The organism is Alteraurantiacibacter aquimixticola (assembly GCF_004965515.1).
GTDB lineage: Bacteria > Pseudomonadota > Alphaproteobacteria > Sphingomonadales > Sphingomonadaceae > Alteraurantiacibacter > Alteraurantiacibacter aquimixticola.
Map to the genome: position 1 here is coordinate 188516 of NZ_SSHH01000004.1, position 23417 is coordinate 211932.

Sequence of the window (23417 nt, forward strand, 5' to 3'; positions counted from 1 at the left end):
CTGAATCAAGAGTATCCTGCGCCTTCCTTCACAGGAGGAACGGCGCATGGATGATGGCGAGCGTATTCCGATCGATCTCGGTCCGGCGACCGAGGTTGTGGCGAATGCGCCCGGCGAGACGCTGCGTAACGATGGCACCTTGGTGATCGACCTCAATGCACAGGCTGATTGCCAGCCGGAACAGGCCGAGGAGGTCGAGAATGCCGCAGGAAACGACGAAATCGTGATCTGCGCCAATGCCGAACGCATGGCCGAGATCGCAGCCGAGGCTGCGGCGCTAGGACTGCCTCGCGCCATCAAGGTCAAGCTGGGCGAGCATGGAGATGCAACCGCGCTCGGCGGCGCCGTCGAGGGACCGCTTGGCGGCAGCGGGGTAGAGGCCAAGGTCCGCCTGAGGTGGGGTTTCTGACCGATGACTCTTCATCCCAGCAAAAGCTGGGATCGCCTGCGGCTAGACCAATGTGTCGAAGAGATCATCCCATCCGGGATTGGTCTTTTCGATCAGCTCGATCTTCCAAGCGCGCTTCCAGGCTTTCATCGCCTTCTCGCGGGCGATCGCATCCTCGATGCGGTCATGACGTTCAGCATAGACAAGTGTCTTGAGGCCATACTTGCGGCAGAATGCCGAGCCGGTGCCCGCTCGATGCTGCATCATGCGCGCGGCAAGGCCCGAGGTTACGCCGATATAGAGCACGCCATCGCGCTTGTTCGTGAGGATGTAGACCCAGCCGCCCATTTGGCTGGGCGTTAGCGCAAGTGGAGGGAGATGCCAGCTTTCGCTGGCATGACGGAATTGGGGCGTCCATTCGGGAGAGGCGGCCGACCGCATCCTGCTGCAGCGTCACCGGCGCGCGACCCTCGGCGCTGATCGCGTCGAGCCGGTCCAGCTCCCCAAGCCTTGCGGCGAGCGCCGTGCGAGCATCCTCCTCGGTCATGCAAGGCATGCTGTCCTACACGTAGCGCGGCTGTCAAAGGGCAAATGGCTCTTTGAAATTGGTTATGCGCGTTTCCGTCCGTGGAAGTGTCAACTTCGCGATATCGGCGGTTTCTGCTTAGATTCAATGGTTTGTGACAGTCCGGCAGGGTAGCGAAGTGTCAACTTCGTCACTTTCATTCCTGCGTGGCAGGCTCCGCCTTGCGCTTGGACGCTGCAAACATGGTGGTGAAGTGATCGTCCGCCGCCTCGACGCCAGCCTCGCGAATGGTCGTGCGGCGCATGTCGCGGGCATAGGCGGTATCGTCGAAGTCGCCTGCGCGGTGATAGCAGCAGAGATTGTCCCAGATGCTCATGTCGCCGGGCTGGTAGTCGACTTCGATCACATAGCGGTCCTGCGTGACCCAGTCGTTCAGCTCCTCGATCAGCGCGCGGCCCTCCTCGCGGTCCATGCCCACAATGTCGCGCGCATGGTTGCCAAGATAGAGCGACTTGCGAACGCTCGCCACGTGGTCGAGCACCACCGGCTGGGTCGCATGCGGCATGGTATCGAGCTCTTCCTCCGTGGTCGGATAGCCCGCCTTCATCCGCGAGTAGAAGTAGCAGTGACGCGCCTGCAGCCCGTCGATCCGGTCCTTCATCGCCTGCGGCAAGTCGTCATAGGCGCTGCGCGCATCGGCGAACTGGGTGGGCGCCTTCACCGGCGGCGAGGAATGGCACAGCAGCAGCGCCTGGGCGGAGCGAACGTCCATATAGGAACTGTCGATATGCCACAGCCGGTTGCCCGCATTGATGAAGCGGCGCATCGGATTGTCGATGATCTTGCCCTCTGCATCGACATTGCTGGCATCGAACAGCTCGGGTTCGGAAAAACGCGGGGCCTTGCCCTTGTGCACGGGAGCCAGCTCGACCTTGCCGAAGATGCGGCTGAAGGCGACGTGGCTGGCATCGTCTAGGCCCGTATTGCGCCAGAAGGTTACGCCCCACTTGTCCTGCGCCGCGCGAATCTCCGCCTGTGTCGCTTCGTCGAGCGGCTGCGTGATGTCGACGCCGGAGATCTCGGCTCCGAAACGCTCGCTGAGCGGGGTGACGGTAATGGGCATGGCAGGCATCTCCTCTCCTGGAGAAACCCTTATATCGTTAGCATTCTAACGAATCCAGCCCTGTTGCGCGAGTCAAAGGCTCCAGTCGACCGCGCCGCGCCCCTGCGCTTCGAGGAAGGTGTTGGCCTTGCTGAAGGGTTTCGACCCGAAGAAGCCGCGGTGGGCGGACAGCGGGCTGGGATGCGGGGAGGTGATGACGAGGTGCCTGCCATTGTGGAGTGCGGGAACATTCCGCGCCTTCTTCTGCGCATGGCTGCCCCAGAGGATGAAGACCGAAGGTTCAGCCCGCTCCGCCACGGCCCGCACCGCAGCATCGGTGATCGCCTCCCACCCGCGCATCTGGTGCGATCCCGCCTGCCCGGCTTCAACGGTCAGCGCGTTGTTCAGGAGCAGCACGCCCTGCTTGGCCCAGCTTTCGAGATTGCCGTGATCGGGGCGGGTGATGCCGAGATCGGCCTCCAGCTCCTTGAGGATGTTCACCAGCGAGGGTGGCTGGCGCACGCCGGGCGGCACGGAGAAGGACAGGCCATGCGCCTGCCCCGGGCCGTGATAGGGGTCCTGCCCCAGGATCACGACTTTCACCTGGTCGAGCGGGGTCAGCTCCAGCGCGCGCAGGCGGCTGCCGCGCGGCGGGTAGATCTGCTTGCCCGCTTCCTCCTCCGCACGCAGCCAGCCGCCCAGCCGGCGCGCTTCGGGCGCGGCAAGGGCGGGATCGAGCGCGCCGCGCCAGCTATCGGGAACGCTATCTGCCATGCCGGCTTTCCTACCGCCTTGCGCGCGGGGCAGCCAGCATCCCCTTTCCCTCTTTCCCCAATGCGCCTAAGGCGTTCCGCATATGGCTGTACATTTCCACGAAGAAGACCTGCCGGCTGATGTGCTGGCTCCCGGCCCCATCGCGGTCGATACCGAGACCATGGGCCTCGTCACCCATCGCGACCGCCTGTGCGTGGTGCAGATCAGTGACGGCAATGGCGATGAACACCTCGTGCGTTTCGCCAATGGCAGCAGCTACGATGCGCCGAACCTGAAGGCGGTGCTGGCCGATCCGGCGCGGCTGAAGCTCTATCACTATGCCCGCTTCGACCTCGCAGCGATCGAGTACTATCTCGGCGTCGTGGCGGCCCCGGTGTTCTGCACCAAGATCGCCAGCAAGCTGACCCGCACCTATACCGATCGCCACGGCCTCAAGAACCTCGTCAGCGAGCTTCTGGGCGAGGAGATGTCCAAGCAGCAGCAGTCGAGCGACTGGGGCGCGGACCAGCTCACCGATGCGCAGCGCGAATATGCCGCATCCGATGTCCGCTTCCTCCACCGCATGCGCGAGATCCTGATCACCCGTCTCGAACGCGAAGGACGGCTGGAGATCGCGCAGGCCTGTTTCGACTTCCTGCCCACGCGCGCGAAGCTCGACATGGCCGGATGGATCGACAAGGACATCTTCAGCCACGAGTAAGCCGCCAGTGCGCATCACCATTTTGCCATGACCGCTCAAGCCGACCAGATCCGCAATCGCCGCCAGGCCTTCGCCGCACCGGGCAGCCCGCTCGACCGGATCGTCCGCGTGCTGGCCGTGGGCCTGCCCGCAGCGGTAGGCGTAGTGGCGGCGATGATGCTGATCACGCCGCTGAGCCCGACGGCGGAGATCAGCTTCCTGCTCGATCGCAACAAGGTGGAAATCACCGATACCCGCCTGCGCGTCGACAATGCCATGTATCGCGGCGAGGATTCGCGCGGCCGTCCTTTCTCGATCGCGGCGGGCGATGCGCTGCAATCCTCTGACAGCGTGCCGATCGTCGAAATGCATGAGCTGGTCGCCCGCATCGTGCTTCCCGAAGGCCCGGCAGTGCTGAGCTCTGCGACCGGAACCTACAATATCGACGAGGAGCAGGTGGCGATTCCCGGCATGGTCGAATTCACCGCTGCCGACGGCTATCGCATGACGGCGCGCAACGTGCAGATCGACCTGCCGACGCGCACGATCCACAGCAACGGCCCGGTGGAAGGGACCGTCCCGGCGGGCAGCTTCTCGGCCGACCAGCTGCATGCCGACCTGCATGAACGCACGCTTTCGCTGGATGGCAATGCGAAACTGCGCATGGTGCCCGCTCGCCTTCGCATGCCGGCGGGGGTGCAATGATGCGCTTGCCTCGCCGCCCGGATCGTCTATCGCATGGCGCGATGAGCGCGACGCGTCCCACTCTTGGCAAGCTGGCCCTGCGCGGCCTCGTGGCTGGCTCCCTTGCGGGCAGCATTGCCGCGCTGTCCTTCGGATCGGTGGCAGGCGCGCAGAACATCGCAGGCTTCGATTCCAACCAGCCGGTGAGCTACGATGCCGGCCATATCGACATCCTCGACCGGCAGAACCGCGTCGTCCTGTCGGGCGGTGTGGTGATCCAGCAGGGCAACCTGCAGCTGCGCGCCGACCGTACCACCGTATCCTACACCAGCAATGGCGGCCTGACGATCCAGCGCCTCGACGCCACAGGCAATGTCGTGGTTTCGCGCGGGAACGAACGGGCGAGCGGGGCGGCGGGCGTCTATGACTTCAACCGCCGCGTCATCATCCTGTCGGGCGGCGTGGCGCTGCGCCGGGGCAATGATTCGCTCAATGGCGGGCGTCTGGTGATCGACCTCAATTCGGGCATTTCCAGTGTCGATGGCAATGCAGCCGGCAGCCGCGGCGAAGGCGGCCGCGTGTCGGGCACCTTCACCGTTCCCGACCAGAACTGAGGCAGGCCTGGCCTAACGGCAGCCCGCCTGCCGGAGTGAGGCAGCCGCCCCTTCCTCCCCCTGATTGGCGAAACGCCGGGCAATCCGTCCCAACGTACTGCATGGCAGCTCACGGCCTTGTTCACGGACGCTTGCGACCATTGCGGCAAACTGCGGCGGCGTCATCGCGAACGAGGCCCGGAGCAAGAGTTCGCGGTGCCAATAGCCGTCAATGGCCAGCACGCCTGCCAGTGCCTCGCGCCCCTCGGCCTCGGCGGCCAGCCTGCCCACCAGCTGCGCCAGCTGCGCACGGTCGGCCTCCCGCACCGCGATCAGCGCGGCGATGCGCTGGGCGGCCACGGGATAGTTCCGGCTGGCGAGCGCCGCCTCGACCATGGCCAGCTGCGAAACCGGCTCGCGCCAGCCTCGCCCGCCAGCGGCTTCCAGCGCGGCAAGCCCGTTATCGGGATTTTCGGCGAGCAGCTCCGCGCGGGCCAGCAGGGCCAGGTGTTCCGCCGGCATGGGCCGGACCCGCACAAGCTGGCGGGATTCTGCCAGGGCGCTTTCGGCATTACCGGCAACGATCTGGACGCGGGCCCGCTCATATTGCGCGAAGCCGCGAAACGGGGCGGGAACCGCGGCGGCCCAGCCGGGAGAGAAGCGCGCGGCACGATCGATCTGTGCGAAAACCGCAACCAGCGCGACACCCGCAATCGCGGCGGTCCAGATGGCGCGCCCGATCATCGCCGCGCCTCCCGCTTGGCCGCCAGCAGCACGATCATCAGTCCGGCGACGCAGAGCATGGTCTGGTTCCGCAGCGGATAATCGAGGAGCGATTGCAGCGCGATGCAACCGGCCACCAGTCCACCCGCAACGCCCGGCCATTCGGGACCATGGCGGAACTGGCGAAGTGTGTTCGCGGCCACCCACAGCAGCCAGAGGCCGAGCAGGACGGCGCCGGCAAGGCCCGCCTCCAGCGCCAGTTCGAGATAATCATTATGTGCCCGCCCAGCCCGCCTTGCCGAGACATATTCGAGCGATTCGTGGACCTGGAACACTTCGTCGAAAGTCCCCATCCCGCTGCCAACGGGGAAATAGCGGGTCGCGGCGTAAGCGGTATCGTCCCACATCTCCGGCCGGTCCGTTTCCATCGCGGCGAAGCGCGCGAAGCTGTCGGCCGCACGGCCGCCATATAGTGCCGAGGCAAGGATGGCGCCCAGCACCACCAGCAATGCGATGACCGCGATCACCCCTCCCTTGCGCTGCCTGTCCGGCGATGCCTTCCCGGCGAAGGACGCCCAGCCAAGGCGCAGGAGCAGGAATGCAGGCGCCACCAGCAGCAACACCATGCTGGAGCGCGACTGCGTCAATACCACCCCTATCGCCAGCAGCGCGGCCACCGCCGCCGTCAGTGCCAGCCTGCCCTGCCCCTGGCGCCCGCCGGCGGGCAATCCGATCGCCAGAATAACGCCGGTCACCAGCAACAGCCCGGTGGAGTTACGATTGGCGAATGTGGCGTAGAGAATATCGGGACTGGCGGAGACCGGGTAGAACAGGCCGAAGCTGTTGGCCGATGCCAGTTGCACCACGCCGATAGTCAGGGCGAGGGCGATACAACCCAAGAGCGTGACGGCCAGCCTGCGCTGCTCCTGCGCTTGCAGGCCGTGCCCGAGCACGATGATCGTGGCCGGGGCGACAAGGCCGCAAAAGGCCACCAGCGTCCGCGCCCGGTCGAGGCTGACCGGTGCCCAGCTTCCCGCGTCGATACCGGCCAGCGCACGCGATTGCTCCACCAGCTCGCGACCGGGCAGGGCCGTCCAGATTGCGGGAGGAAGCGGCAGAAGCTGCAGCAGCGGCAATGCCAGCGTTGCCCCGACCAGCAACAGCTGTGGGCGTGACGCTTCGGCGAGAAAGCGCCGTGCAAGCCGGTAATGGACCGCAAGCAGCAGCAGGGCGAAGAGCTGGATCGCGAGATTGTTGAAGGCATAGGCGAGGCCGCCTCCACCCAGCATCACCGCAAGCAGCAGCAGGAGCTGTAAATGGACCACCGGCTCCCGCAACAGGGCTGACCCGGATGGGACTATCCTTGACGGGCCGGTCGAGGACCTGGCTAGCATCTCGGCCTCATTCGATGGCGGTTAGCGGCTGCAGGCCGGCTTGCCCCAGCCGTAAAAGAATAGAGCCGCAAAAGAAAAGGGCCGCAACTGATATGCGGCCCTATCTTCGATGTCACGTAATGCGTGATGTCACGATGATTTCGTGTGCCTTCAGCTGCCGGTTCCCGGCGATGCACCGTTCTCGACCTCTTTTTCGCCATCTTCGATCAGCAGGACGATTGCGGCAGCAAGCCCGCCGAAGAGCAGGACGAGCAGCCATTCCGACTTGCCCTTGAGATTCTCGGACTCGCCAATGGGTGAAGCCGAACGGTCCATGCCCTGCGCGATGGAAGCGAGCGAGACGGCATTGTCGGCCGCGCGCGTATTGGCGGATGCGGCAACCGGGGCCAGAACCAGTCCTGCGGCTGCGACGCAGGCAAGTGCAGACTTGAACATGATGGCTTCTCCGTAAAGCGGATACGTAAATCCTTGTACCGCAATGCACAAAGCAATGCAACGAAACCTACGAAGAAACACTTAAGTTGAGGCAAATTTGCGTCAGACGGTGCGGCGACCGCGCAGGCACTCATTGTACAAGGCGAGGGCAGCCAGACATCGCGGAATGCAGAGAAATGACAAATTTGCTTGTTATTCAGTAGGGTACCCAAGGGAAACGAGCAAATCTCCGGCATGATCGACAAAGATCCTGTTCTGCTCCTCCGTCATCCTGCTGCGCCAGCCCTTTTTACCACCGCCACTCGCGCCGCCGGAAAACTGCGTGCCCTGCGCGCCGTTCCAGCTTCTGAGCGTGGCATGGACCTTCTCGACCGAACTGGCATCCACCGCCGCCCGGATGTCCTCATCGCTCACTTCAAGTTCGCAAAAAGCGAATACGCTCGCAGCGGTAGCGACCGGCTCCCGCCGCATGTCCTCATAGCGGATCAGCAACATGTTGGGATGGTCGCGATACTTCAGCCAGGAACCGACATTGTCGCGCCAGCTGCCATAGCGCATCCACCCGGTCGTCGCCTTTTTCATGAATTCGTCGAAACTGCCGGGATAGGAATGGATGTGCCGGAAGTAATCGTAATAAGAGAGCGTCACATCCCGCCCGTCGCGGACAATATAGACCACCTTCCCTTCCAGGAAATAGGGCGCTGCGGGCAGGTGCGACTTGAAGAAACGCGGGCCATCACCCATCCGCGCCAGCCGTTCGCCGAATTCGAGCGCATCGATCGTCGGCTGCGCATCCTCTAACGCATCCATCGCATCGACATTGCCGCCATGCGTGACATGGTGAACGACGTGGCGCAGCCAGGTGTTGCCCGAACGGGGATAGGAAAAGAGGAAGCGGTCGCGCGGCTCGACCTGCATCCACGGAAGCCCGAGAAGCCTGTGTTTCAGGTCACGCCTGACCTTGCGGACATTCCGCCAGCCGCGCCCCAATCGCCCCAGCACCATCGTCGCTAACCCTCGCCCCTGGGAATCGGCCCCGAGCGGATAGCGGGAAGATTGGCCCGGATCTCGCGCCAATAGCCGCGCAGTTCCCGTTTCGCTTCACCGCCCATGAGCGACCATGCAAAGCGCAGGTGGATGCGCAATGCGATCAGCTGCCTCACCAGCCAGCCTTCCACTTTCGGCAAATGCCGGCGGGCAATGGCCATGCGCGCGGCATAGACATAGGTTGCACGCATGGCGCGCAACTGAACGCTCTTGCCGCCATAATGGATGATGGTCGCCTCGGGCGTTATGCGCGGCCGCGCGCCAAGGTCCGCCGCCCGCAGGCACAGGTCCGTCTCCTCGCCAAACATGAAGAAAGCGGGGTCGAACCCACCCAGCTCGTTCCAGAAATCGCGCTCGATCAGGAAGAAGCAGCCGGAGACGATATCCACCTGCCTTTCGCTGTCCCGCTTCCAGCCGGCAATGCGCTCCGGATTGAAGAAGGTACTGTTGCGGAAGAGTTCGCTGATGCCCAGCGTCGAGAACAATACGCTGCGCAAGGTCATCCGGTCGGCGCAGGATGTCTCGTTCAGGGTGCGATCGCCGAACAGGGTGCGCCCGCCCCAGATACGCGCCTCAGGAGTCCGGCGGGCAAAGGAAAGCAGCTTGTCGATGGCACCGTCGAGCGTGACCGTATCGCTGTTGAGCAGCAGGAGGTAGCGCCCCTGCGCAATCTCCGCCGCCTGGTTGTTGGCCATGGCAAAGCCGAGGTTGTCGCGGTTGGCCAGGATGCGAACCTGAGGAAAGCGCCGCCCGACTTCCTCGACCGTGCCGTCGTCCGAGGCGTTGTCGACCAGAATGATTTCGTAGCTGCTCACCGTCTCGCGGATCGCCGTTTCGATGGCCGCGCAGGTCAACTCGCGTGTCTTGTAGTTGACCACAATGATGCTGACGTCCGGCGCATGCGGCTGTTCTGTCATCGAAATGGAAGGCCCTTGCCGAAATCTTCGCCGTTTGGGAGACACTATGGCCCGCAAGGCCGTGGTGCAAGTGCAGCAAATGGCAGAAGTTCAGTCTTTATGCCGGTCCGGGTCGAGCAGCACCTCGAAATGCCCGATCTCGCCGCCCGTCACGGTGCGTTCGCCATAGCGCAGCCAGGCATGTGGTATGAAACCGGCATCCGGCCTGCCGTCGGCGCCGATAACGATCTCGCTGGCGATCCCGCGCCGGAGAAGCATTTGCTGGCCTGCCAGCGCCTGCACAAGGCAGTCCGCCCGCCAGGGCACACGCTTGGCAACCCTTGGCACCAGCCAGGCCACTCTCGCCACCGCCTCGGCATCGCCTGACCTTGCTTCGCGGCAGTTTCGCCCGCGAGTTACGGCTTGCCCGTTCGCCTCGACCAAATCGCGCCCCACAAGGCCGCGCAGGCGCCATCGCGCGAAGGCGATCTCCAGCAAGGCCGCGCCCGTTCCCGTCGCCACCCAAGCGAACTTGGCCAGCGTCCATCCCTTCTCGGCCTGGGTCGTTTGCGGGGAGTTCCAGCGCGGCATGCCCGCCCGACTGCCACTTTTGCTTCCGGCGGCCAAGGACCAATGGCGATATGGGCCTGCGCGGGATGACACAGGCCGGAAAGCTCATTACCCATGCTAACAGCTGACCGACCGCATCGCTCGCGCGTCGCACGGAGGTAGACCATGTTCCCGCCCGCCCTGAAGGAGCGCCTAAGCGACCCGGTCTTCCAGCAGAGGCACCTGCTGGCCGTTGCGATCGGCCTCGAGATGGAACCCTTTTGCAGCCTGTTCAAGCCATCTGTCGAAGCGGGCCCGAAGTTCAATTGACCGATCGGCAGGGCAGGACAGCGCGTTGAGCGGCATCGTCGCCATCTTCGAGACATGCGGCGGCGAGGCGGAAGCCGGCGCCGTCGAGCAGATGGCCCGTGCGATGGAATATCGCGGGCTCGACGGCATGTCCTGCTGGACCCAGGGTCCGGTCGCGCTCGGCCATTGCGCGACATATTCGACTGCGGAAGAGCGCGAGGCCATCCAGCCGCATGCAAGCGAAGACGGGCGCGTCCGGCTCGTCCTCGACGGCTACCTGACCAATATCGACGCGTTGCGGCGCGAACTCCGCGACCGGAAGATCGTGCTGCGCAATTCCTCCGATGCCGAAATTGTCCTGCGCGCCTGGGAATTGTGGGGCAGGGACTGTCCGCAAAGGCTGGAGGGAGAGTATGCCTTCATCCTCTGGGATGGTCGGTCCGGTGAGCTTTTCTGCGCCCGCGACCATCAGGGCCTGCGCCCCCTGCTCTACCATTTCGACGGCCGGCGGCTGCTGCTGGGCACCGATGCCGTGGCAATCCTGGCCGCCCTGCCGCATCGCCCCGCGCCCAATGCCGGATTTCTCACCGAGGTTCTCACCTTTCAGTGGTACAGCAGGGACGAGACTGTCTGGTCGGGCATCATGCGGCTGCCTCAGGCGCACAGCCTGCAAGCAAGCGGCAGCGGCCTGCGGATCGGGCAATACTGGCAGCTCGATACGTCCCGGCGCCTGACCTATGCGCGTGAGGACGATTATGCCGAGCACTATCGCGAACTGCTGGCCGAAGCCGTGCGCAGCTGCGCCCGCACCGACCGGCCGCTCGCCGTCGAGGCCAGCGGGGGGCTGGATTCCACCGCCTTGTTCTGCATGGCCCACCGATTGCAGGATAGCGGGACGCTGCCCGCACCGGAGGTTCGCGGCTACACCATGGCCGGCCCTCCTGGAACGCCTGCGGACGAGATCGAATATGTCCATGCCGTGGTCGAGGAACTGGGCGTGCCGGTTGCGGAGCATCCCTATTTCCTGCCCGATCTTGAATGGTTTGCAGCCAATGCCCGCCAGTCCTGCGACCTGCCATTGCCGCCCAACGGTGCCATTTCACTGACCGAGGAGAGGGCGATCGCCGCTGACGGCTGCCGGGCTTGCATGAACGGGCTTGGCGGCGACCAGTGGCTTGACGGATCGGCCTATTACTATCTCGAATTCCTGCGCGCAGGAGACTGGCGCAAGCTGGCGCGCACCGTACGCGGAGACATCGCTGCACGCGGCTGGCACTGGACGGCGCGCGCGCTGACCCATTTCGGCGTCAGCCCAATGCTCTCACCCGGCCTTCGGTCCGCCGCGCGCCGGATCAAGGCCCTTGTGCCTCATCGCGCCAGGCCCAGCCAGGCACTGGAACTGACCGCGCCGGCCGCTGCCGAATTGCGCGATCGCCGGCAGCGTTATCTCGACAGCCTGCCCAGCGACCGCCAGGCGCGGTTGAAGCTGGAAAAGCTCGCCCACCCCTATTGGTCGAGCATGTATGACATGAATTCCCGGCAGGCCGCGCTCAATGGCCTGTCGCAAAGGCATCCCATGCTCAGCAGGCCCTATATCGAATTCATGGCCGCCGTGCCCGAACACCTGCTGCTGCGACGCGGCGTGCGCAAATGCCTGCACCGGGATGCCCTTGCCGGAATCCTGCCTGAAAAGGTGCGTCTGCGGACCAGCGAGGGAACCACCGACCAGGTGTTCCATCGCCTTTCCGAACCCATGATAGCGCAGCTGCGATCGCCGGAAGGCCAAAGCCTGGCGAGGCTCATCGTACCACAGGAACTGGAACGGACGATCGGGGAGTATTGCAGCGCAGCAATTGACAATAGGTCGCTGCTGGCACTATGGCCCATCTACGTGATCTTCACGATTTTGGGGATATCCGGGGGCGCTTCATTTTTTCAGGAAGGTGACAATGGCCAATAACACCCATTCTGCATCGGCTTCTGCCCGCCGGGAATACAGGCAGCCCAAACTCACCGTGTTCGGATCGGTCCGCAACCTTACGGGTGGCAGTGCCGGACCGAACGGGGATGTGATGGGCACCTTCATGGCGATGCCCTGATCGGCGCCTTCACCCCGGCGGGGAATAGCCACGCATCATGGTTTCCCCGCTTGACGAACATCACGGATATCTCAGCCTCGCTGGCCGGTCGGAGCTATATGACCGCGCTATCGGGGCTGTCTTGCGCCCGGGCGATACGGTCGCGGACCTGGGCTGCGGCGTCGGCGTTCTTGGCCTGCAATGCCTCGATGCAGGTGCTGCGCATGTCTATGGCATAGACTATTCGGACGCGATCGAACTGACGCGGGAAACCGTCGCCCGGGCCGGGCTGGAAGATCGCTATAGCTGCCTGCGTGAATCGACTTTCCGGGTGGAATTGCCCGAAAGGGTCGACGTCGTCATCTGCGACCATATCGGCTATTTCGGCTTCGATTACGGTATTGGCGAGATGATGGCCGATGCCAGGCGAAGGCTGCTCAAGCCGGGCGGCGCCATGATCCCGCGCAGCATCGATCTCATCATGGCGGGCGTATCTTCCGATGGCTGCCGGAAGCTGGCGCAAGGATGGACGGGCGAGACTTTCCGCGAGGAATATCACTGGCTTAACTCCTATGCGCGCAATGCCAAGCACCCTTGGCTCTTCAAGCCCGAGGAACTGTGCTCGCAGCCCGTGCGGATGGGAACGATCCGCCTGGACAGCGACAATAGCGACCACTTCGCCATGACTGCGACGCTGGAAGTCGAGCGCGATTGCCGCTTCGACGGGCTGGCCGGCTGGTTCGACTGCGAGCTGGCCGAAGGCGTGCGCATGACCAACTCGCCTCTTTCCCCCGAAGCGATCGAGCGCAACAATGTGTTCCTCCCATGCAACGAACCGTTCGATGCCGCCGCCGGGGACCTGATCGAGGTGGACTTGCGGTTTCGCGACGACGGCGAAATGATCGCGTGGTCGGTCACGCCTGCCAATGGCGGCGCGAAGCAGAGCATGTCGACCTGGAAGAGCAAGATCCTCACCCAGGCGGACATGGTTGCCGATTCCGCAAAGCCGTTATCGCTCAATCGCATTGGCGAGGCGCGCAAGGCCGTTCTCAAGCTGGTCGATGGCAAGCGGACGGCAGCGGAAATAGAGGAAGCGGTCCTTGCCGATCACGCGGACCTGTTCCCAACCGCAGAGGAATGGCGCCGGTTCCTGCGGCACGAACTGGGCAATTGCGTGAAATGGTGATCGAGCAGCCGACGATCTCCATTCGCCCGCAGCATGCCATCGCAAGCGCGCCTTTCGATCGCTGGCGCTCGCCCGATGGCGATACGATCGCGGAATTCTATCGCCTCGACGGCCGCTATCTCATCCGCTTCCCGGGGCGGGCGGATTTCGAGGTGGAAGCGGCAAGTCTTGCGGTCAGCTGTTTCGCGGCTGCGGAGGACATGGAGGGAGCTGCCATGGCCCTGCTCCACAATGCGGTGGAACCGATGATCGGCAACCATTCGGGACGCCTGCACCTGCATGGAAGCGCGGTCGCGGTCGATGGCACTGGGATTGCGTTTGCGGGCCTTTCGCGCCGGGGCAAGACCACGCTCGCCGCATCCTTCGCACGCGCCGGATACCCCTTCCTGACCGAGGACGTCATCGCCCTCACCAAGCGGGAGGATGGCACATATCTCGTCGCGCCGGCCCGGCCATCGCTCCGCCTCTTCTCCGACAGCGAGGAACAGCTCTTCGGCGAGGCCGCGGCTTGCGCCGGGACGGATGCCAAGCGGGAAATCGATGCGAGCCGCCTTCTGCCTTTCGCGAATGCTCCCGTGCCGCTGGGCGGGATCTACATCCTTGGCCCCGGGGAATGCGAGGCGCTGACGATCGAGCCCGTGAGCAGCCAGGACGCGCTGGCGGAACTGATGCAGCATGCATTCATCCTCGATGTGGAAGACAAGCCACGATTGCAGGCGCATTTCAGCCGCTGCAGCGACCTTGCCCTGCATACAAGGTGCTACAGGCTGGATTACCCGCGCGACTACGATGCGCTGCCGCAGATCATCGACGGGCTGGCGCGACATGCCCGGGAAGAACGGACAGGCGATGAAAGCGAGTGACATCCTGACAGCTTCCGAAGACGCGATCGCCCGCGAGGTCGGCGGCGAGCTGGTGCTGATGCATCTCGCCAGCGGGACCTATTTCGGGTTGAATGCCGTCGGCGCACGCATCTGGCAGCTGCTGGAAGCAGGCGAGCAGTCGCTGGCAGGTCTCTGCAGGACAATCGTCACCGAATTCGATGCCCCCGCCGATGTTATCGAGCACGACATTGCCGCCCTCGCCGGGGATCTGGAAGAGCACGAACTGGTGACGCGCCGAGCTGGCAGCTGACTACAGGGAAAGCTATGACCGGGCCTGCCCACCCGGTCGATCATCGACTACCCGGCCATGCTCCATGCGGATAATCCGATGGGCCAGGGCGAGGCTGGCGGGACGATGGGTGATCAGGATGACCGTCCGGCCGGCAAGCGCGTCCCGGCATTGCTGCACGAATGCCTGCTCGGCCTCGGAATCGAACATCGCGGTTGCCTCATCGAAGACCAGGACCGGCGGATCGGCAAGCAGTGCGCGGGCGAGCGCGATACGCTGGCGCTGACCGCCCGAGAGGCGCACACCGTGATCGCCGATCCGTGTATCCAGCCCTTGCGGCAGGGCCGTGACGAAGTCCGTCGCCTGTGCAAGCCGCAAGGCACGCTCGAGGACTTTTGCCCCCGCATCGGGATGGCCGAAGCAGATATTCTCGCGCACCGATCCAGCGAACAGCAGCGCCCTTTGCGGGACGACCCCGACAGACTGACGCAGCGCCTGCACCTGAAAGCTGGCGACATCCCGCCCGTCCAGCGCGATCCGGCCTGCGTCGGGCCTGTAGAACTGCAACAGCAGGCTGATGAGGGTCGATTTGCCCGCGCCGTTCTCCCCGGTAATCGCAATCACCTGGCCCCGCGGAATAGTCAGGCTGAAATCGGTGAGGACTTCCGGGCGACCGGGATAGGCAAAGGACACCGCGTCGAACACGATATCGCCCCGCGGGATCGCAGTCTCGCCGCTGGCATATCCAGGCTCTTCCTCCTCATGCAGGACCGCCTCGAGCTTCTCCAGCGTTCCGCCGGCAAAGCGGTAGCGTCCGTAAAGGTCGGCAAGGGCGCCGACAGGACGCGTGAGCAGGGCCGCATAGAGCAGAAAGCTGAACAGCTCGGCGGGGCTGCGCTGCGGATCCATGGCCACTCCCGCGAGGAGGATCACCGCGATCGCGGCGAGCGCGGCGAGAAGCGCAATGAGCGGGCCCAGCAAGGCGCTGAGCCTGGCCTGTTGCAGGTTCAGCTGCCGCGAGCTTTCCGCGTGTTGCGCGAAGCGCGCGACCATCTGCTCCTCCATCGCGAAGGACTTGGTCGCAGGCACCAGTTCAAGCTGAGTCTCGGCAAATGAGATCAGGGTGGCATCGGCATCGCGTGCCTGACCGCCAAGCAGGCGCAGCCTGCGTCCGATCAATCGCAGCGCGATATAGAATACCGGCACCACCAGCGGTACGAACAGTGCAACTCTCGGCTCGATGGCAAACAGCAGGATCACGGCCCCGATAGCCGTCAGTACCTGCGATGGCGCCTTCGCCATCGTGGCCGAGAGAAACTCGCTGAGATTGACGACTTCCCAGGTGGTAACCGACAGCAGGTCGCCGGCGTGACTGCGATGATGGTAACCCATCGGCAGGCGCTGGACATGTTCGATCGCTTCGGTGCGCAACGCCGCCAGCGCGCGGCCCGATGCGGCGGCGGACAGGATCGATACGGCAATGGTGAGCGCCGTCATGACGACGAGAGCCACCACCAGCAGCACTATGGCCCATGTCTGGTCGGTTGTCGCGCCCTCCACCACGCCGCCCAGGACGCTACCCGCCAGCCAGGGGATGGCGAGCGTCGTTACGGACGACAGCACGGTCAGCAAGCTGATGGCCAGCAGCTGGCCGCGATAGGGCGCAGCCCGGCGCAGGAGTGAGCGCAGCTTCATCGGCCCCGCCTTCCCGTGAACAGCCGCAGCCCGGCGGAAAGCAGTCTGTATAGATGCTGCAACGGCATCGGCCAGCCGCTCGCTTCCGGATATCTGCGCTCTATCTGCGACCGCGACGGGAATACCCGCACCCTGAACAGTTCCAGTTTTTCTTCGGGCGTTTCCAGGGCCGCCAGATCGGCCCGCAATCGCGCGAGCGCATTGGTTTCGGCAAGATGGTCGGCGATCGGGTTGGCCCCCTGTGCCGCCTCGAGATCCGCGACGGCAGACTCGCAAAGGGTCGTGCCGAAAGACGCCTGCGCGCCGCGCAACGACGTCAGAATCGCGCCGGCCAGGCCCCGCTCGCAGGCGAGGCGACCCAGTTCCCGCCATTGCCCCTCGGTCAGCGAGGGGGCCAGCAGATGCGTGTCCATCCGCCAGATCAGCCGGTCGCCCTCATGATGCCTCTGCGCACCTGCGATGTAACCATGGACGATGTGCAGCTCCCGATTGATGGCTCCCCTGAGGAGCTGCAATACCGGATCCAGCGTGCGGGCGTGTCCCGCAAGGCGCTCAAGCGGAATGGCATGCGCGAAACACTCGTCATGGCCGATCAGGCGGCGCAGGGACGGGGAACCGATGACCTCCCAATGCAGGTCGATGGCATGGACAAAGCCGATCCCGGTGTCGCGGACCCAGACCTCCTGCCCGAAATGGGCATCGCTTATGCGCTCCAGTCCGGCGGCGGCCATCACCTGTCGCGCCTTGCGCAGATCGCTCCGCGCCACCAGCAGGTCGGTATCGCCACGCCGCCTGGTCGCTGGCCTGTCATAGACAGAATAGGCGAGCGCGGTTCCCTTCATCACCAGCGCGGGGATTCCCTGCTCGTCGAGCCGGTCGAGAAGCGCGATGACGACCTCGCGATGCGATTCCTCCCACAAGACCTGGTGCCGCGCTTCTTCGAGGACACTTTCGCGCAGGTCTTCGGGCCATGAGCGCAACCCCGCATCCGCGTCGCACAGTGCAAGGGCAATGCCGTGAAACTCGATCCGTTGCCACACGCTATCGGCAGCAACATCGAGGTCGAAGGCAGGCGATGCGGTGCTTTCGGGTGCGGCCAGTGCTTGCGCAAGGAAGGCATCGATATTCGCTATCGCCACCGGTGGTGTGCGGGAGCCTTCCGGCAATTGGCCTGTTTGCCTGTCGTCACGACTGGCCTGCATCGCAAACGGTCCCCGCCTTTTCCTGACCCTCCGCGCCCGTACATGAATCGCCAGCAGGTCGAGGGGCAAAATGCGCCGCGACGACGCGGATGTCCAACCCCAAGCGCCAGCCGGGCAAGACCGTTGACCCGGTTCCGGATTGCTGCAATGCAACCATCGGTCATGAGAAACTGTCTGCAAAAAGGGAATAATCCGTGAAGCAGACCGCACGCAAAGGCATCATCCTGGCTGGGGGAACGGGAACGCGGCTCTATCCGCTGACCAAGGGCGTTTCAAAACAGCTGATGCCCGTCTTCGACAAGCCGATGATCTATTACCCGCTGAGCACGCTCATGCTCGCCGGAATCCGCGAAATACTCGTCATCACCACACCCGAGGACGAGGAGGCCTTTCGCCGGGTGCTGGGTGACGGATCGTCCTTCGGCGTGGAGCTGTCCTACGCCGTCCAGCCGAGCCCGGACGGGCTTGCACAAGCCTTTCACATCGGGGCGGATTTCCTTGCCGGACATCCCAGCGCACTGATCCTGGGCGACAATATCTTTTACGGCCACGGCCTGCCCGAATTGCTCGCAAGCGCCAACCGGCAGGAGAGCGGCGCGAGCGTCTTCGCCTATCGCGTGAACGATCCCTGCGCCTATGGCGTGGTCGAATTCGGTCCGGACGGCAGGGCAATCTCGATCGAGGAAAAGCCGGTCCGGCCCAAGTCCAATTATGCGGTGACGGGCCTCTATTTCTATGACGGCACAGTCGTCGATCGCGCACGGGACCTGACGCCTTCGGCTCGCGGCGAACTCGAGATTACCGACCTCAACCGCCTCTACCTCGAAGAGGGACAGCTGGCTGTGGAAATCATGGGCCGCGGATTTGCCTGGCTCGATACCGGTACGCACCAGTCGCTGCTCGATGCGGCAAGCTATGTCCGCATTACCGAGGAGCGGCAGGGGCTGAAGATCTGCTGCCCAGAGGAAATCGCCTGGCGGCAGGGCTTCATCGATGACGCTCAGCTGGAAAGTATCGCCGCGCCGCTGATCAAGTCGGGCTATGGCGAATACCTGATGCAACTCCTGCACAGTAAGGGCTACGCATGAAGGTCGAGCCTTGCGCGATCCCCGGCCCGCTGGTGATCGAACCGGATGTCTATGGCGACGATCGCGGCTTCTTCATGGAAAGCTGGAACCGCGCCGCATTCGCCGCAGCCGGCCTCGACGTGGATTTCGTGCAGGACAATCACAGCCGCTCGCAAAAGGGCGTCTTGCGCGGCCTCCATTTCCAGGACCCCGGCGCGCAGGGCAAGCTGGTGCGAGTGGTTCACGGCGCGGTGTTCGATGTCGCGGTGGATCTGCGCAAGGGTTCACCCACTTTCGGCAAATGGGTGGGCGTCGAACTGTCGGCAACGAACAAGCGCCTGTTCTGGGTTCCGCGCGGCTTTGCGCACGGCTTCCTGACGCTGGAGGACGGGACCGACTTCCTCTACAAATGCGATGCGCCCTACGCGCCGCAGCACGAACACACGCTGGCCTGGGACGATCCCGAAATCGGCATAGAGTGGCCTCTCGACGGCCTCTCGCCAATCCTTTCCGGCAAGGACCGTGACGGTCAGGCATTGGCCGATGTGACGGCCTTCCTGTGAACATCCTGATCACCGGAGCCGCTGGCCAGCTGGGCCGGGCGCTGCTCGCCACCGCGCCGGAAGGGGTTCACGTTTCATACGTCGACCGGACCGATTGCGATCTGACCGATCCGCGCGCCGTGCGTGAGCTGGTCAGGCATGTTTCGCCGGACATCGTCATCAATGCGGCCGCCTTCACCGCGGTCGACGCCGCGGAAAGCGACGAAGCAGCCGCCAGCGCCGTCAATACCGAAGCCGTCGCCACGCTCGTGGCCGAACATCAGGGCAAGCTCGTCCATGTCTCGACCGATTTCGTGTTCGACGGGACCTCCAGCCGCGCCTATCGCCCGGACGATCCGCGCAACCCCCTGTCAGCCTATGGCCGCACCAAGGCCGCGGGCGAGGACGCCTTGCGCCCGGGTGACCTGCTGGTCCGTACCAGCTGGATCCATTCCGCCGGAGGCGCGAATTTCGTGCGCACCATGCTGCGGCTGATGCGCGAAAGGGAAGAGCTCGCCGTGGTCGCCGACCAGATCGGCGCGCCAACCTGGGCGCCCGGCCTTGCCCGCACGATCTGGGGCCTGCTGGACAAGAATGCCTGCGGCACCTTCCATCACAGCGATGCAGGCGTGGCCAGCTGGTATGATTTTGCCGTTGCGATCCAGGAGGAGGCGCTGGCGCTTGGCTTGCTCAAGCGGGCCATCGCCATCCGCCCCATCGCCACGGCAGACTATCCCACGCCGGCCACCCGCCCAGCCTTTTCTCTACTCGATTGCAGCGCTACGCGTGCCCTGCTGCAGGATGGCGACGTACACTGGCGCGTCAACCTGCGCAGGATGTTGGAAGAGGAAGCACAGTTTGGCTAATCTGCTCGTCACTGGGGGTGCCGGTTTTATCGGCGGGAACTTCGTCCATTACTGGGCGGACCGTCACCCCGGCGATGCGCTTATCGTGCTCGATTGCCTGACCTATGCCGGCAACAGGTCTACGATTGCCGGGGTCGAGCAGGCCGAACTGGTCGTCGGCGATATCCGCGATACCGCCCTGGTCGAAGAGCTGCTTCGAACGCGCGACATCGCAACCATCGTGCACTTCGCCGCCGAAAGCCATGTGGACCGGTCGATCAGCGGGCCCGATGCCTTTATCGACACCAATATCCTGGGCACCAACAGCCTGCTGAAGGCTGCCCGTTCCGTCTGGCTGGACGATGGCAGCGGCAAGCCGCACCGCTTCCACCATATCTCCACCGACGAGGTCTACGGATCGCTCGGCCCCGAGGATCCCGCCTTCAGCGAGACTACTCCCTACGCGCCCAATTCGCCCTATTCGGCGTCAAAGGCCTCTTCCGACCATCTGGTGCGTGCCTATCACCACACCTTCGGCCTGGATGTCACGACCAGCAATTGCTCGAACAATTACGGGCCCTATCAATATCCGGAAAAGCTGATCCCCCTCTTCCTGCTGAACGCGCTGCATGGCCGCCACCTGCCCATTTACGGCGACGGAATGAATGTGCGCGACTGGCTTTATGTCGAGGATCACTGCCGCGGGATCGATGCATGCCTCAACCGGGGCAAGCCCGGTGAGACCTATAATATCGGCGGCGGCGAGGAATTGCCCAACATGGCTGTGATCGACCGCATCTGCGCCGAAGTAGACCGCGCCTTCGCGACGATCGACGGGCTTGCAGCACGCTTTCCCGATGCCCCGGCCGCCAGCGGGAAGCCGACCGCCGGGCTCAAGACATTCGTCGAGGACCGCAAGGGCCACGATCGGCGCTATGCGATCGACGAGACGAAAGCGCGCGACGAACTGGGCTATGTGCCGCAGCACGATTTCGAACAGGGCCTGGCCGATACCTTGCGATGGTATCTGAACAATGAGGACTGGTGGCGGCCCCTGCAATCGCGGTAAGCCTAAGCGCGAATTGCATCACCTCCGCTTGATAAGCGTGCGGATTTCATCCGCCAGCGGATGCTTCAACAAGAAAAGGCTCGCCAGCGAAGTGCCTGACATGACGGCGGCAATTGCACCGAGCAGTGCCCAGCCTTCCGTTCCCAAACGCGCCAGGGCCAGCTTCGCGACGAAGGTGATCAACACCGGTATCGCGCCGGTCAAGAACGGCCGGATGAGAGCCCGCAGCAGCTTCGCGACATCGGTATCGCAATAGCGCTTTAACGCGTAGATCAGTTGCCCGGCATTGAAGTAGCCCGACGCCATGATTGCCAGACACGCAGCCTCCAGGCCGTATGGCACCAGCACGATCAGCAAAACGACCCGCAAGGCCAGATTGAAGATCCGGTTGCGCAAGACGACGTCCAGCCGATCGCACGCCGTGAGATAGGCCGTGGCAGGGCTGGTGATCGGCCAGAAGATGAGCCCAAGCGCGATGATCGTCATCGCTGGCGCCGCCGGGGCCCACTGCTCGCCATAGACCAGGGGGACGATCAAATCCGATGCCACGGCCAGGAAACCGAAGAACGCGGTCGATACGGTCAGCATGACCATGCTGGAATTGAGCACCGTCTCGAGGCCATTCAGCCCATCGCGCTGCTGGGCGCCAATACGTGCGCGAATCAGCGGATCGATCGCTCTGGGTATGGTCTGGTTATAAAGCCGCGAAACCGTGCCGGCGCGCGCGAAGAGCGCTGCCTGCGACACGTTGGCCATGGCCCCGATGATCATTTGACCGGCCTGGCTTGTCATGGTCTGCAACAGGTTGGATCCGATCATCATCGAACCGAAACTGGCGATCTTCCTCATGTTCGCGAAAGATGGCCGAAGCAGCACATGCTCGGGCGCGACAAAAATCAGGAACAGGAGCTGCGCGAAGGCTGCCGCCACGGTGGCATAGGCGAGGCCCATATAGCTAAAACCGAGCCAGACCAGGCCCACCTGCAATGCCGACATGACAATGGTGGAAATGGCCGTCGCCACGTTGATGATGACGAAGCGTTCCTCGCGGGCCAGCATGTTGGTGATCGGCATGGTGAACAAGATGACCACCATCGCCAGCGGCAGAACCATCGTGATGTCGGCGACGCCGGGGCTTTCATAGATTTCGAGCAACAGCGGACGGCTGGCGAAAATCGCCACTACACCGATCAGCGTTCCCAGAAACGCGAAGCCGAAAACACTGCGCCTTGTCTCAATCAGGTCATCCTTGGCATAAAGCAGATATTCGCCGACGCCGCGCTGCAGAACGCCGACGAGCGTGATGACGGCGAGGCCGATGGAAAAGACGCCAAACTCTGCCGGCTGCATCATGCGCGCCACGGCAATCGATGCCGCAAGGCTGACAACAGCCACGACGGATTGGGCGGTCAACGCAGAATAGATGTTTCTACGCATGGCTTTGCTGATGGCTGCCGGGCGATGGTCTCATTTCGATGCGATACGCTTGCCGCTATCGACCCGCGCGTTGCGGACGAGATCCTCCACTTCCGCAACCGCTTCCTTCATCGCTTGCAATTTCGCGGCGAAGACCTTCGGATCGCTGAGGAATGTCGGGCCGACGGCGACCTTTTTCAGATCGGCTATCGCCCTGCTTTCGGCAAGGCGGCGCGCAGGGAACAGGAGCTTCGCGAAGACACGCCGTGCGCGGCTTGGGCGGCACTGCAAGAGCGCCCTTTTTAATGAAGGATCGAAGCGCTTCTTCAGATATTCGACCAGCGCATCCTGCGCGATCGCCTCATTCAGCGTTCGCTCTGGAACGATGCCGTGCCGCGAGAGGATCGTCTGCATCCGGGCATAGACCCATTCGTCCGTTCCGTGTCCGGCCGAAATGGTCGCGGGCCGCAGGGGAACTTCCATCGACGAGGTCCAGTCCCGCCACTTGAACTCGTCGAATGCGGGTGAGATCATGACCGGAACCCACGGTATCCGCATCGTATCGGCGACGATCGCCCCGTGCATCGCCTCGGTGACGACAAGCTTCGCCCCGGCAAAGGCTTGCAGAACATCATCCACCGGCTGCTGCGGGGAAACGAAGCGCATTCCCGCTCGATCGGCAATATGTTCCCACCGCGCGCTTCTGATGCTGCGATGATGCGGCATGAAGACCACGTCCCCGCCATCGCTGCGATCAGGCAGCAATCCGGGCTTGGCAGCCAGGAGGATTGCTCCGTCGGTAATAGCAGCTTCGGGCATGCCGATGACTTTCGCTGTCAGAGGTCCCCTGACGGCTTTCACAAGCCATTTCGAAACCGCTTTCGGAGGCAAGTCATAAGACGTGCCTGCCCCAAGAATGACTACGGTCTTCCCCGAACCCTCAAATTTCCCGATCCACTCTTCCGAAAGTATGCTGCCAATGCCTACAATGACCAAATCATCGATCTCGAATACGCCGGAAGAGAGGATCGCAGGCCACACCAGCTCATTCAGATCGTCGCCAAAATTTGGCTTGGTACCTCTGTAATAAAATAGCTCCACCAAT

The 23417-nt window shown here is 63.6% G+C and carries 27 protein-coding genes; 14 read left to right on the plus strand and 13 right to left on the minus strand.

Going from position 1 to position 23417, the window contains the following annotated elements; translation table 11 throughout:
- Positions 1-46: 46 nt before the first annotated feature.
- Positions 47-409 carry a hypothetical protein gene (locus E5222_RS14545; RefSeq protein WP_136694526.1) on the plus strand — a complete coding sequence of 121 codons (363 nt, stop codon included), beginning with the start codon at positions 47-49 and terminating at the stop codon, positions 407-409.
- Between the two features lie 42 nt (positions 410-451).
- Here E5222_RS14545 and E5222_RS14550 read toward each other — a convergent pair whose 3' ends face one another.
- From E5222_RS14550 to ung, 3 genes are all read right to left on the minus strand, one after another.
- Complete coding sequence (locus E5222_RS14550) at positions 452-736, minus strand: GIY-YIG nuclease family protein (protein WP_136694527.1); 285 nt, start codon at positions 734-736, stop codon at positions 452-454.
- A gap of 374 nt (positions 737-1110) precedes the next feature.
- Complete coding sequence (locus E5222_RS14560) at positions 1111-2037, minus strand: TauD/TfdA dioxygenase family protein (protein WP_136694528.1); 927 nt, start codon at positions 2035-2037, stop codon at positions 1111-1113.
- A 72-nt stretch (positions 2038-2109) separates the two neighbouring features.
- Positions 2110-2790 carry a uracil-DNA glycosylase gene (gene ung / locus E5222_RS14565; RefSeq protein WP_136694529.1) on the minus strand — a complete coding sequence of 227 codons (681 nt, stop codon included), beginning with the start codon at positions 2788-2790 and terminating at the stop codon, positions 2110-2112.
- 82 nt (positions 2791-2872) lie between these two features.
- On the opposite strand from ung, the gene E5222_RS14570 reads away from it, so the two are divergent.
- The 3 genes from E5222_RS14570 to E5222_RS14580 are packed head-to-tail and all read left to right on the plus strand — an operon-like array spanning position 2873 to position 4767.
- The gene (locus E5222_RS14570) at positions 2873-3490 is read left to right on the plus strand and encodes a ribonuclease D (protein ID WP_136694530.1); all 618 of its coding nucleotides are present in this window, start codon (positions 2873-2875) and stop codon (positions 3488-3490) included.
- Positions 3491-3517: 27 nt separating this feature from the next.
- Positions 3518-4174, plus strand: coding sequence for an LPS export ABC transporter periplasmic protein LptC (gene lptC / locus E5222_RS14575; RefSeq protein WP_136694531.1), 657 nt, complete (start codon positions 3518-3520; stop codon positions 4172-4174).
- A 41-nt stretch (positions 4175-4215) separates the two neighbouring features.
- Positions 4216-4767 (plus strand): LptA/OstA family protein, encoded by a 552-nt coding sequence (locus E5222_RS14580; protein WP_136694532.1) that lies wholly within the window; start codon positions 4216-4218, stop codon positions 4765-4767.
- Between the two features lie 12 nt (positions 4768-4779).
- On the opposite strand, the gene E5222_RS14585 is transcribed toward E5222_RS14580, so the two are convergent.
- From E5222_RS14585 to E5222_RS14610, 6 genes are all read right to left on the minus strand, one after another.
- Positions 4780-5490 (minus strand): hypothetical protein, encoded by a 711-nt coding sequence (locus E5222_RS14585; protein WP_136694533.1) that lies wholly within the window; start codon positions 5488-5490, stop codon positions 4780-4782.
- Complete coding sequence (locus tag E5222_RS14590; protein ID WP_169053616.1) at positions 5487-6794, minus strand: O-antigen ligase family protein; 1308 nt, start codon at positions 6792-6794, stop codon at positions 5487-5489. Before E5222_RS14590 ends, E5222_RS14585 begins: the two co-directional genes overlap by 4 nt.
- Positions 6795-7013: 219 nt before the next feature.
- Positions 7014-7298 carry a hypothetical protein gene (locus tag E5222_RS14595; protein WP_136694535.1) on the minus strand — a complete coding sequence of 95 codons (285 nt, stop codon included), beginning with the start codon at positions 7296-7298 and terminating at the stop codon, positions 7014-7016.
- A 192-nt stretch (positions 7299-7490) separates the two neighbouring features.
- Entirely contained in the window at positions 7491-8216 is a 726-nt protein-coding gene (locus tag E5222_RS14600; protein ID WP_169053617.1) for a sulfotransferase domain-containing protein, read from the minus strand.
- 92 nt (positions 8217-8308) lie between these two features.
- Positions 8309-9262 carry a glycosyltransferase family 2 protein gene (locus E5222_RS14605; protein WP_136694537.1) on the minus strand — a complete coding sequence of 318 codons (954 nt, stop codon included), beginning with the start codon at positions 9260-9262 and terminating at the stop codon, positions 8309-8311.
- Between the two features lie 90 nt (positions 9263-9352).
- Positions 9353-9832 (minus strand): lasso peptide biosynthesis B2 protein, encoded by a 480-nt coding sequence (locus E5222_RS14610; RefSeq protein WP_136694538.1) that lies wholly within the window; start codon positions 9830-9832, stop codon positions 9353-9355.
- A 144-nt stretch (positions 9833-9976) separates the two neighbouring features.
- On the opposite strand from E5222_RS14610, the gene E5222_RS16635 reads away from it, so the two are divergent.
- From E5222_RS16635 to E5222_RS14625, 6 genes are read left to right on the plus strand one after another with little or no spacing between them, the layout of a single operon-like run.
- Complete coding sequence (locus E5222_RS16635) at positions 9977-10120, plus strand: hypothetical protein (protein WP_169053618.1); 144 nt, start codon at positions 9977-9979, stop codon at positions 10118-10120.
- A 25-nt stretch (positions 10121-10145) separates the two neighbouring features.
- A complete protein-coding gene (locus tag E5222_RS14615) occupies positions 10146-12059 on the plus strand; it encodes an asparagine synthetase B family protein (protein ID WP_136694539.1) in 1914 nt (637 codons plus the stop codon).
- A complete protein-coding gene (locus tag E5222_RS16640; protein ID WP_169053619.1) occupies positions 12049-12198 on the plus strand; it encodes a hypothetical protein in 150 nt (49 codons plus the stop codon). Before E5222_RS14615 ends, E5222_RS16640 begins: the two co-directional genes overlap by 11 nt.
- A 37-nt stretch (positions 12199-12235) precedes the next feature.
- Complete coding sequence (locus E5222_RS14620; protein ID WP_136694540.1) at positions 12236-13363, plus strand: methyltransferase domain-containing protein; 1128 nt, start codon at positions 12236-12238, stop codon at positions 13361-13363.
- Positions 13315-14226 carry a phosphoenolpyruvate carboxykinase (ATP) gene (locus tag E5222_RS16645; protein WP_169053620.1) on the plus strand — a complete coding sequence of 304 codons (912 nt, stop codon included), beginning with the start codon at positions 13315-13317 and terminating at the stop codon, positions 14224-14226. Before E5222_RS14620 ends, E5222_RS16645 begins: the two co-directional genes overlap by 49 nt.
- Positions 14189-14497 carry a PqqD family protein gene (locus E5222_RS14625; protein ID WP_169053621.1) on the plus strand — a complete coding sequence of 103 codons (309 nt, stop codon included), beginning with the start codon at positions 14189-14191 and terminating at the stop codon, positions 14495-14497. Before E5222_RS16645 ends, E5222_RS14625 begins: the two co-directional genes overlap by 38 nt.
- Positions 14498-14509: 12 nt before the next feature.
- On the opposite strand, the gene E5222_RS14630 is transcribed toward E5222_RS14625, so the two are convergent.
- Positions 14510-16171: an ABC transporter ATP-binding protein gene (locus E5222_RS14630; RefSeq protein ID WP_136694542.1), complete on the minus strand. Its 1662-nt coding sequence runs from the start codon at positions 16169-16171 to the stop codon at positions 14510-14512.
- Positions 16168-17442 (minus strand): nucleotidyltransferase family protein, encoded by a 1275-nt coding sequence (locus E5222_RS14635; RefSeq protein WP_136694543.1) that lies wholly within the window; start codon positions 17440-17442, stop codon positions 16168-16170. Before E5222_RS14635 ends, E5222_RS14630 begins: the two co-directional genes overlap by 4 nt.
- A 125-nt stretch (positions 17443-17567) precedes the next feature.
- Here E5222_RS14635 and rfbA point away from each other — a divergent pair, with 125 nt between their 5' ends.
- Genes rfbA through rfbB form a run of 4 tightly spaced genes read left to right on the plus strand, consistent with a single transcriptional unit; the run spans position 17568 to position 20896 of the window.
- Positions 17568-18461: a glucose-1-phosphate thymidylyltransferase RfbA gene (gene rfbA / locus E5222_RS14640; protein ID WP_246021810.1), complete on the plus strand. Its 894-nt coding sequence runs from the start codon at positions 17568-17570 to the stop codon at positions 18459-18461.
- On the plus strand, positions 18458-19003 hold the full coding sequence (rfbC, locus tag E5222_RS14645; RefSeq protein WP_136694544.1) for a dTDP-4-dehydrorhamnose 3,5-epimerase: 546 nt from the start codon (positions 18458-18460) through the stop codon (positions 19001-19003). Before rfbA ends, rfbC begins: the two co-directional genes overlap by 4 nt.
- Complete coding sequence (gene rfbD / locus E5222_RS14650) at positions 19000-19848, plus strand: dTDP-4-dehydrorhamnose reductase (RefSeq protein WP_136694545.1); 849 nt, start codon at positions 19000-19002, stop codon at positions 19846-19848. The genes rfbC and rfbD overlap by 4 nt, the downstream gene beginning before the upstream one ends.
- Positions 19841-20896 carry a dTDP-glucose 4,6-dehydratase gene (rfbB, locus tag E5222_RS14655; protein WP_136694546.1) on the plus strand — a complete coding sequence of 352 codons (1056 nt, stop codon included), beginning with the start codon at positions 19841-19843 and terminating at the stop codon, positions 20894-20896. The genes rfbD and rfbB overlap by 8 nt, the downstream gene beginning before the upstream one ends.
- A gap of 18 nt (positions 20897-20914) precedes the next feature.
- On the opposite strand, the gene E5222_RS14660 is transcribed toward rfbB, so the two are convergent.
- Both E5222_RS14660 and E5222_RS14665 read right to left on the minus strand, forming a co-directional pair.
- A complete protein-coding gene (locus E5222_RS14660) occupies positions 20915-22333 on the minus strand; it encodes an oligosaccharide flippase family protein (RefSeq protein WP_136694547.1) in 1419 nt (472 codons plus the stop codon).
- A 30-nt stretch (positions 22334-22363) separates the two neighbouring features.
- Positions 22364-23413, minus strand: a complete 1050-nt coding sequence (locus E5222_RS14665; RefSeq protein ID WP_246021839.1) for a polysaccharide pyruvyl transferase family protein — start codon at positions 23411-23413, stop codon at positions 22364-22366.
- Between the last annotated feature and the right edge of the window lie 4 nt (positions 23414-23417).

Coding starts and splice junctions, on each gene's coding strand:
- E5222_RS14545 (WP_136694526.1), top strand. CDS start 47: ATGGATGATGGCGAGCGTATTCCGATCGATCTCGGTCCGGCGACCGAG.
- E5222_RS14550 (WP_136694527.1), bottom strand. CDS start 736: ATGGGCGGCTGGGTCTACATCCTCACGAACAAGCGCGATGGCGTGCTC.
- E5222_RS14560 (WP_136694528.1), bottom strand. CDS start 2,037: ATGCCCATTACCGTCACCCCGCTCAGCGAGCGTTTCGGAGCCGAGATC.
- ung (WP_136694529.1), bottom strand. CDS start 2,790: ATGGCAGATAGCGTTCCCGATAGCTGGCGCGGCGCGCTCGATCCCGCC.
- E5222_RS14570 (WP_136694530.1), top strand. CDS start 2,873: ATGGCTGTACATTTCCACGAAGAAGACCTGCCGGCTGATGTGCTGGCT.
- lptC (WP_136694531.1), top strand. CDS start 3,518: ATGACCGCTCAAGCCGACCAGATCCGCAATCGCCGCCAGGCCTTCGCC.
- E5222_RS14580 (WP_136694532.1), top strand. CDS start 4,216: ATGAGCGCGACGCGTCCCACTCTTGGCAAGCTGGCCCTGCGCGGCCTC.
- E5222_RS14585 (WP_136694533.1), bottom strand. CDS start 5,490: ATGATCGGGCGCGCCATCTGGACCGCCGCGATTGCGGGTGTCGCGCTG.
- E5222_RS14595 (WP_136694535.1), bottom strand. CDS start 7,298: ATGTTCAAGTCTGCACTTGCCTGCGTCGCAGCCGCAGGACTGGTTCTG.
- E5222_RS14600 (WP_169053617.1), bottom strand. CDS start 8,216: ATGCAGGTCGAGCCGCGCGACCGCTTCCTCTTTTCCTATCCCCGTTCG.
- E5222_RS14605 (WP_136694537.1), bottom strand. CDS start 9,262: ATGACAGAACAGCCGCATGCGCCGGACGTCAGCATCATTGTGGTCAAC.
- E5222_RS14610 (WP_136694538.1), bottom strand. CDS start 9,832: ATGCCGCGCTGGAACTCCCCGCAAACGACCCAGGCCGAGAAGGGATGG.
- E5222_RS16635 (WP_169053618.1), top strand. CDS start 9,977: ATGTTCCCGCCCGCCCTGAAGGAGCGCCTAAGCGACCCGGTCTTCCAG.
- E5222_RS16640 (WP_169053619.1), top strand. CDS start 12,049: ATGGCCAATAACACCCATTCTGCATCGGCTTCTGCCCGCCGGGAATAC.
- E5222_RS14620 (WP_136694540.1), top strand. CDS start 12,236: ATGGTTTCCCCGCTTGACGAACATCACGGATATCTCAGCCTCGCTGGC.
- E5222_RS16645 (WP_169053620.1), top strand. CDS start 13,315: ATGGCGCCGGTTCCTGCGGCACGAACTGGGCAATTGCGTGAAATGGTG.
- E5222_RS14625 (WP_169053621.1), top strand. CDS start 14,189: ATGCCCGGGAAGAACGGACAGGCGATGAAAGCGAGTGACATCCTGACA.
- E5222_RS14630 (WP_136694542.1), bottom strand. CDS start 16,171: ATGAAGCTGCGCTCACTCCTGCGCCGGGCTGCGCCCTATCGCGGCCAG.
- rfbC (WP_136694544.1), top strand. CDS start 18,458: ATGAAGGTCGAGCCTTGCGCGATCCCCGGCCCGCTGGTGATCGAACCG.
- E5222_RS14660 (WP_136694547.1), bottom strand. CDS start 22,333: ATGCGTAGAAACATCTATTCTGCGTTGACCGCCCAATCCGTCGTGGCT.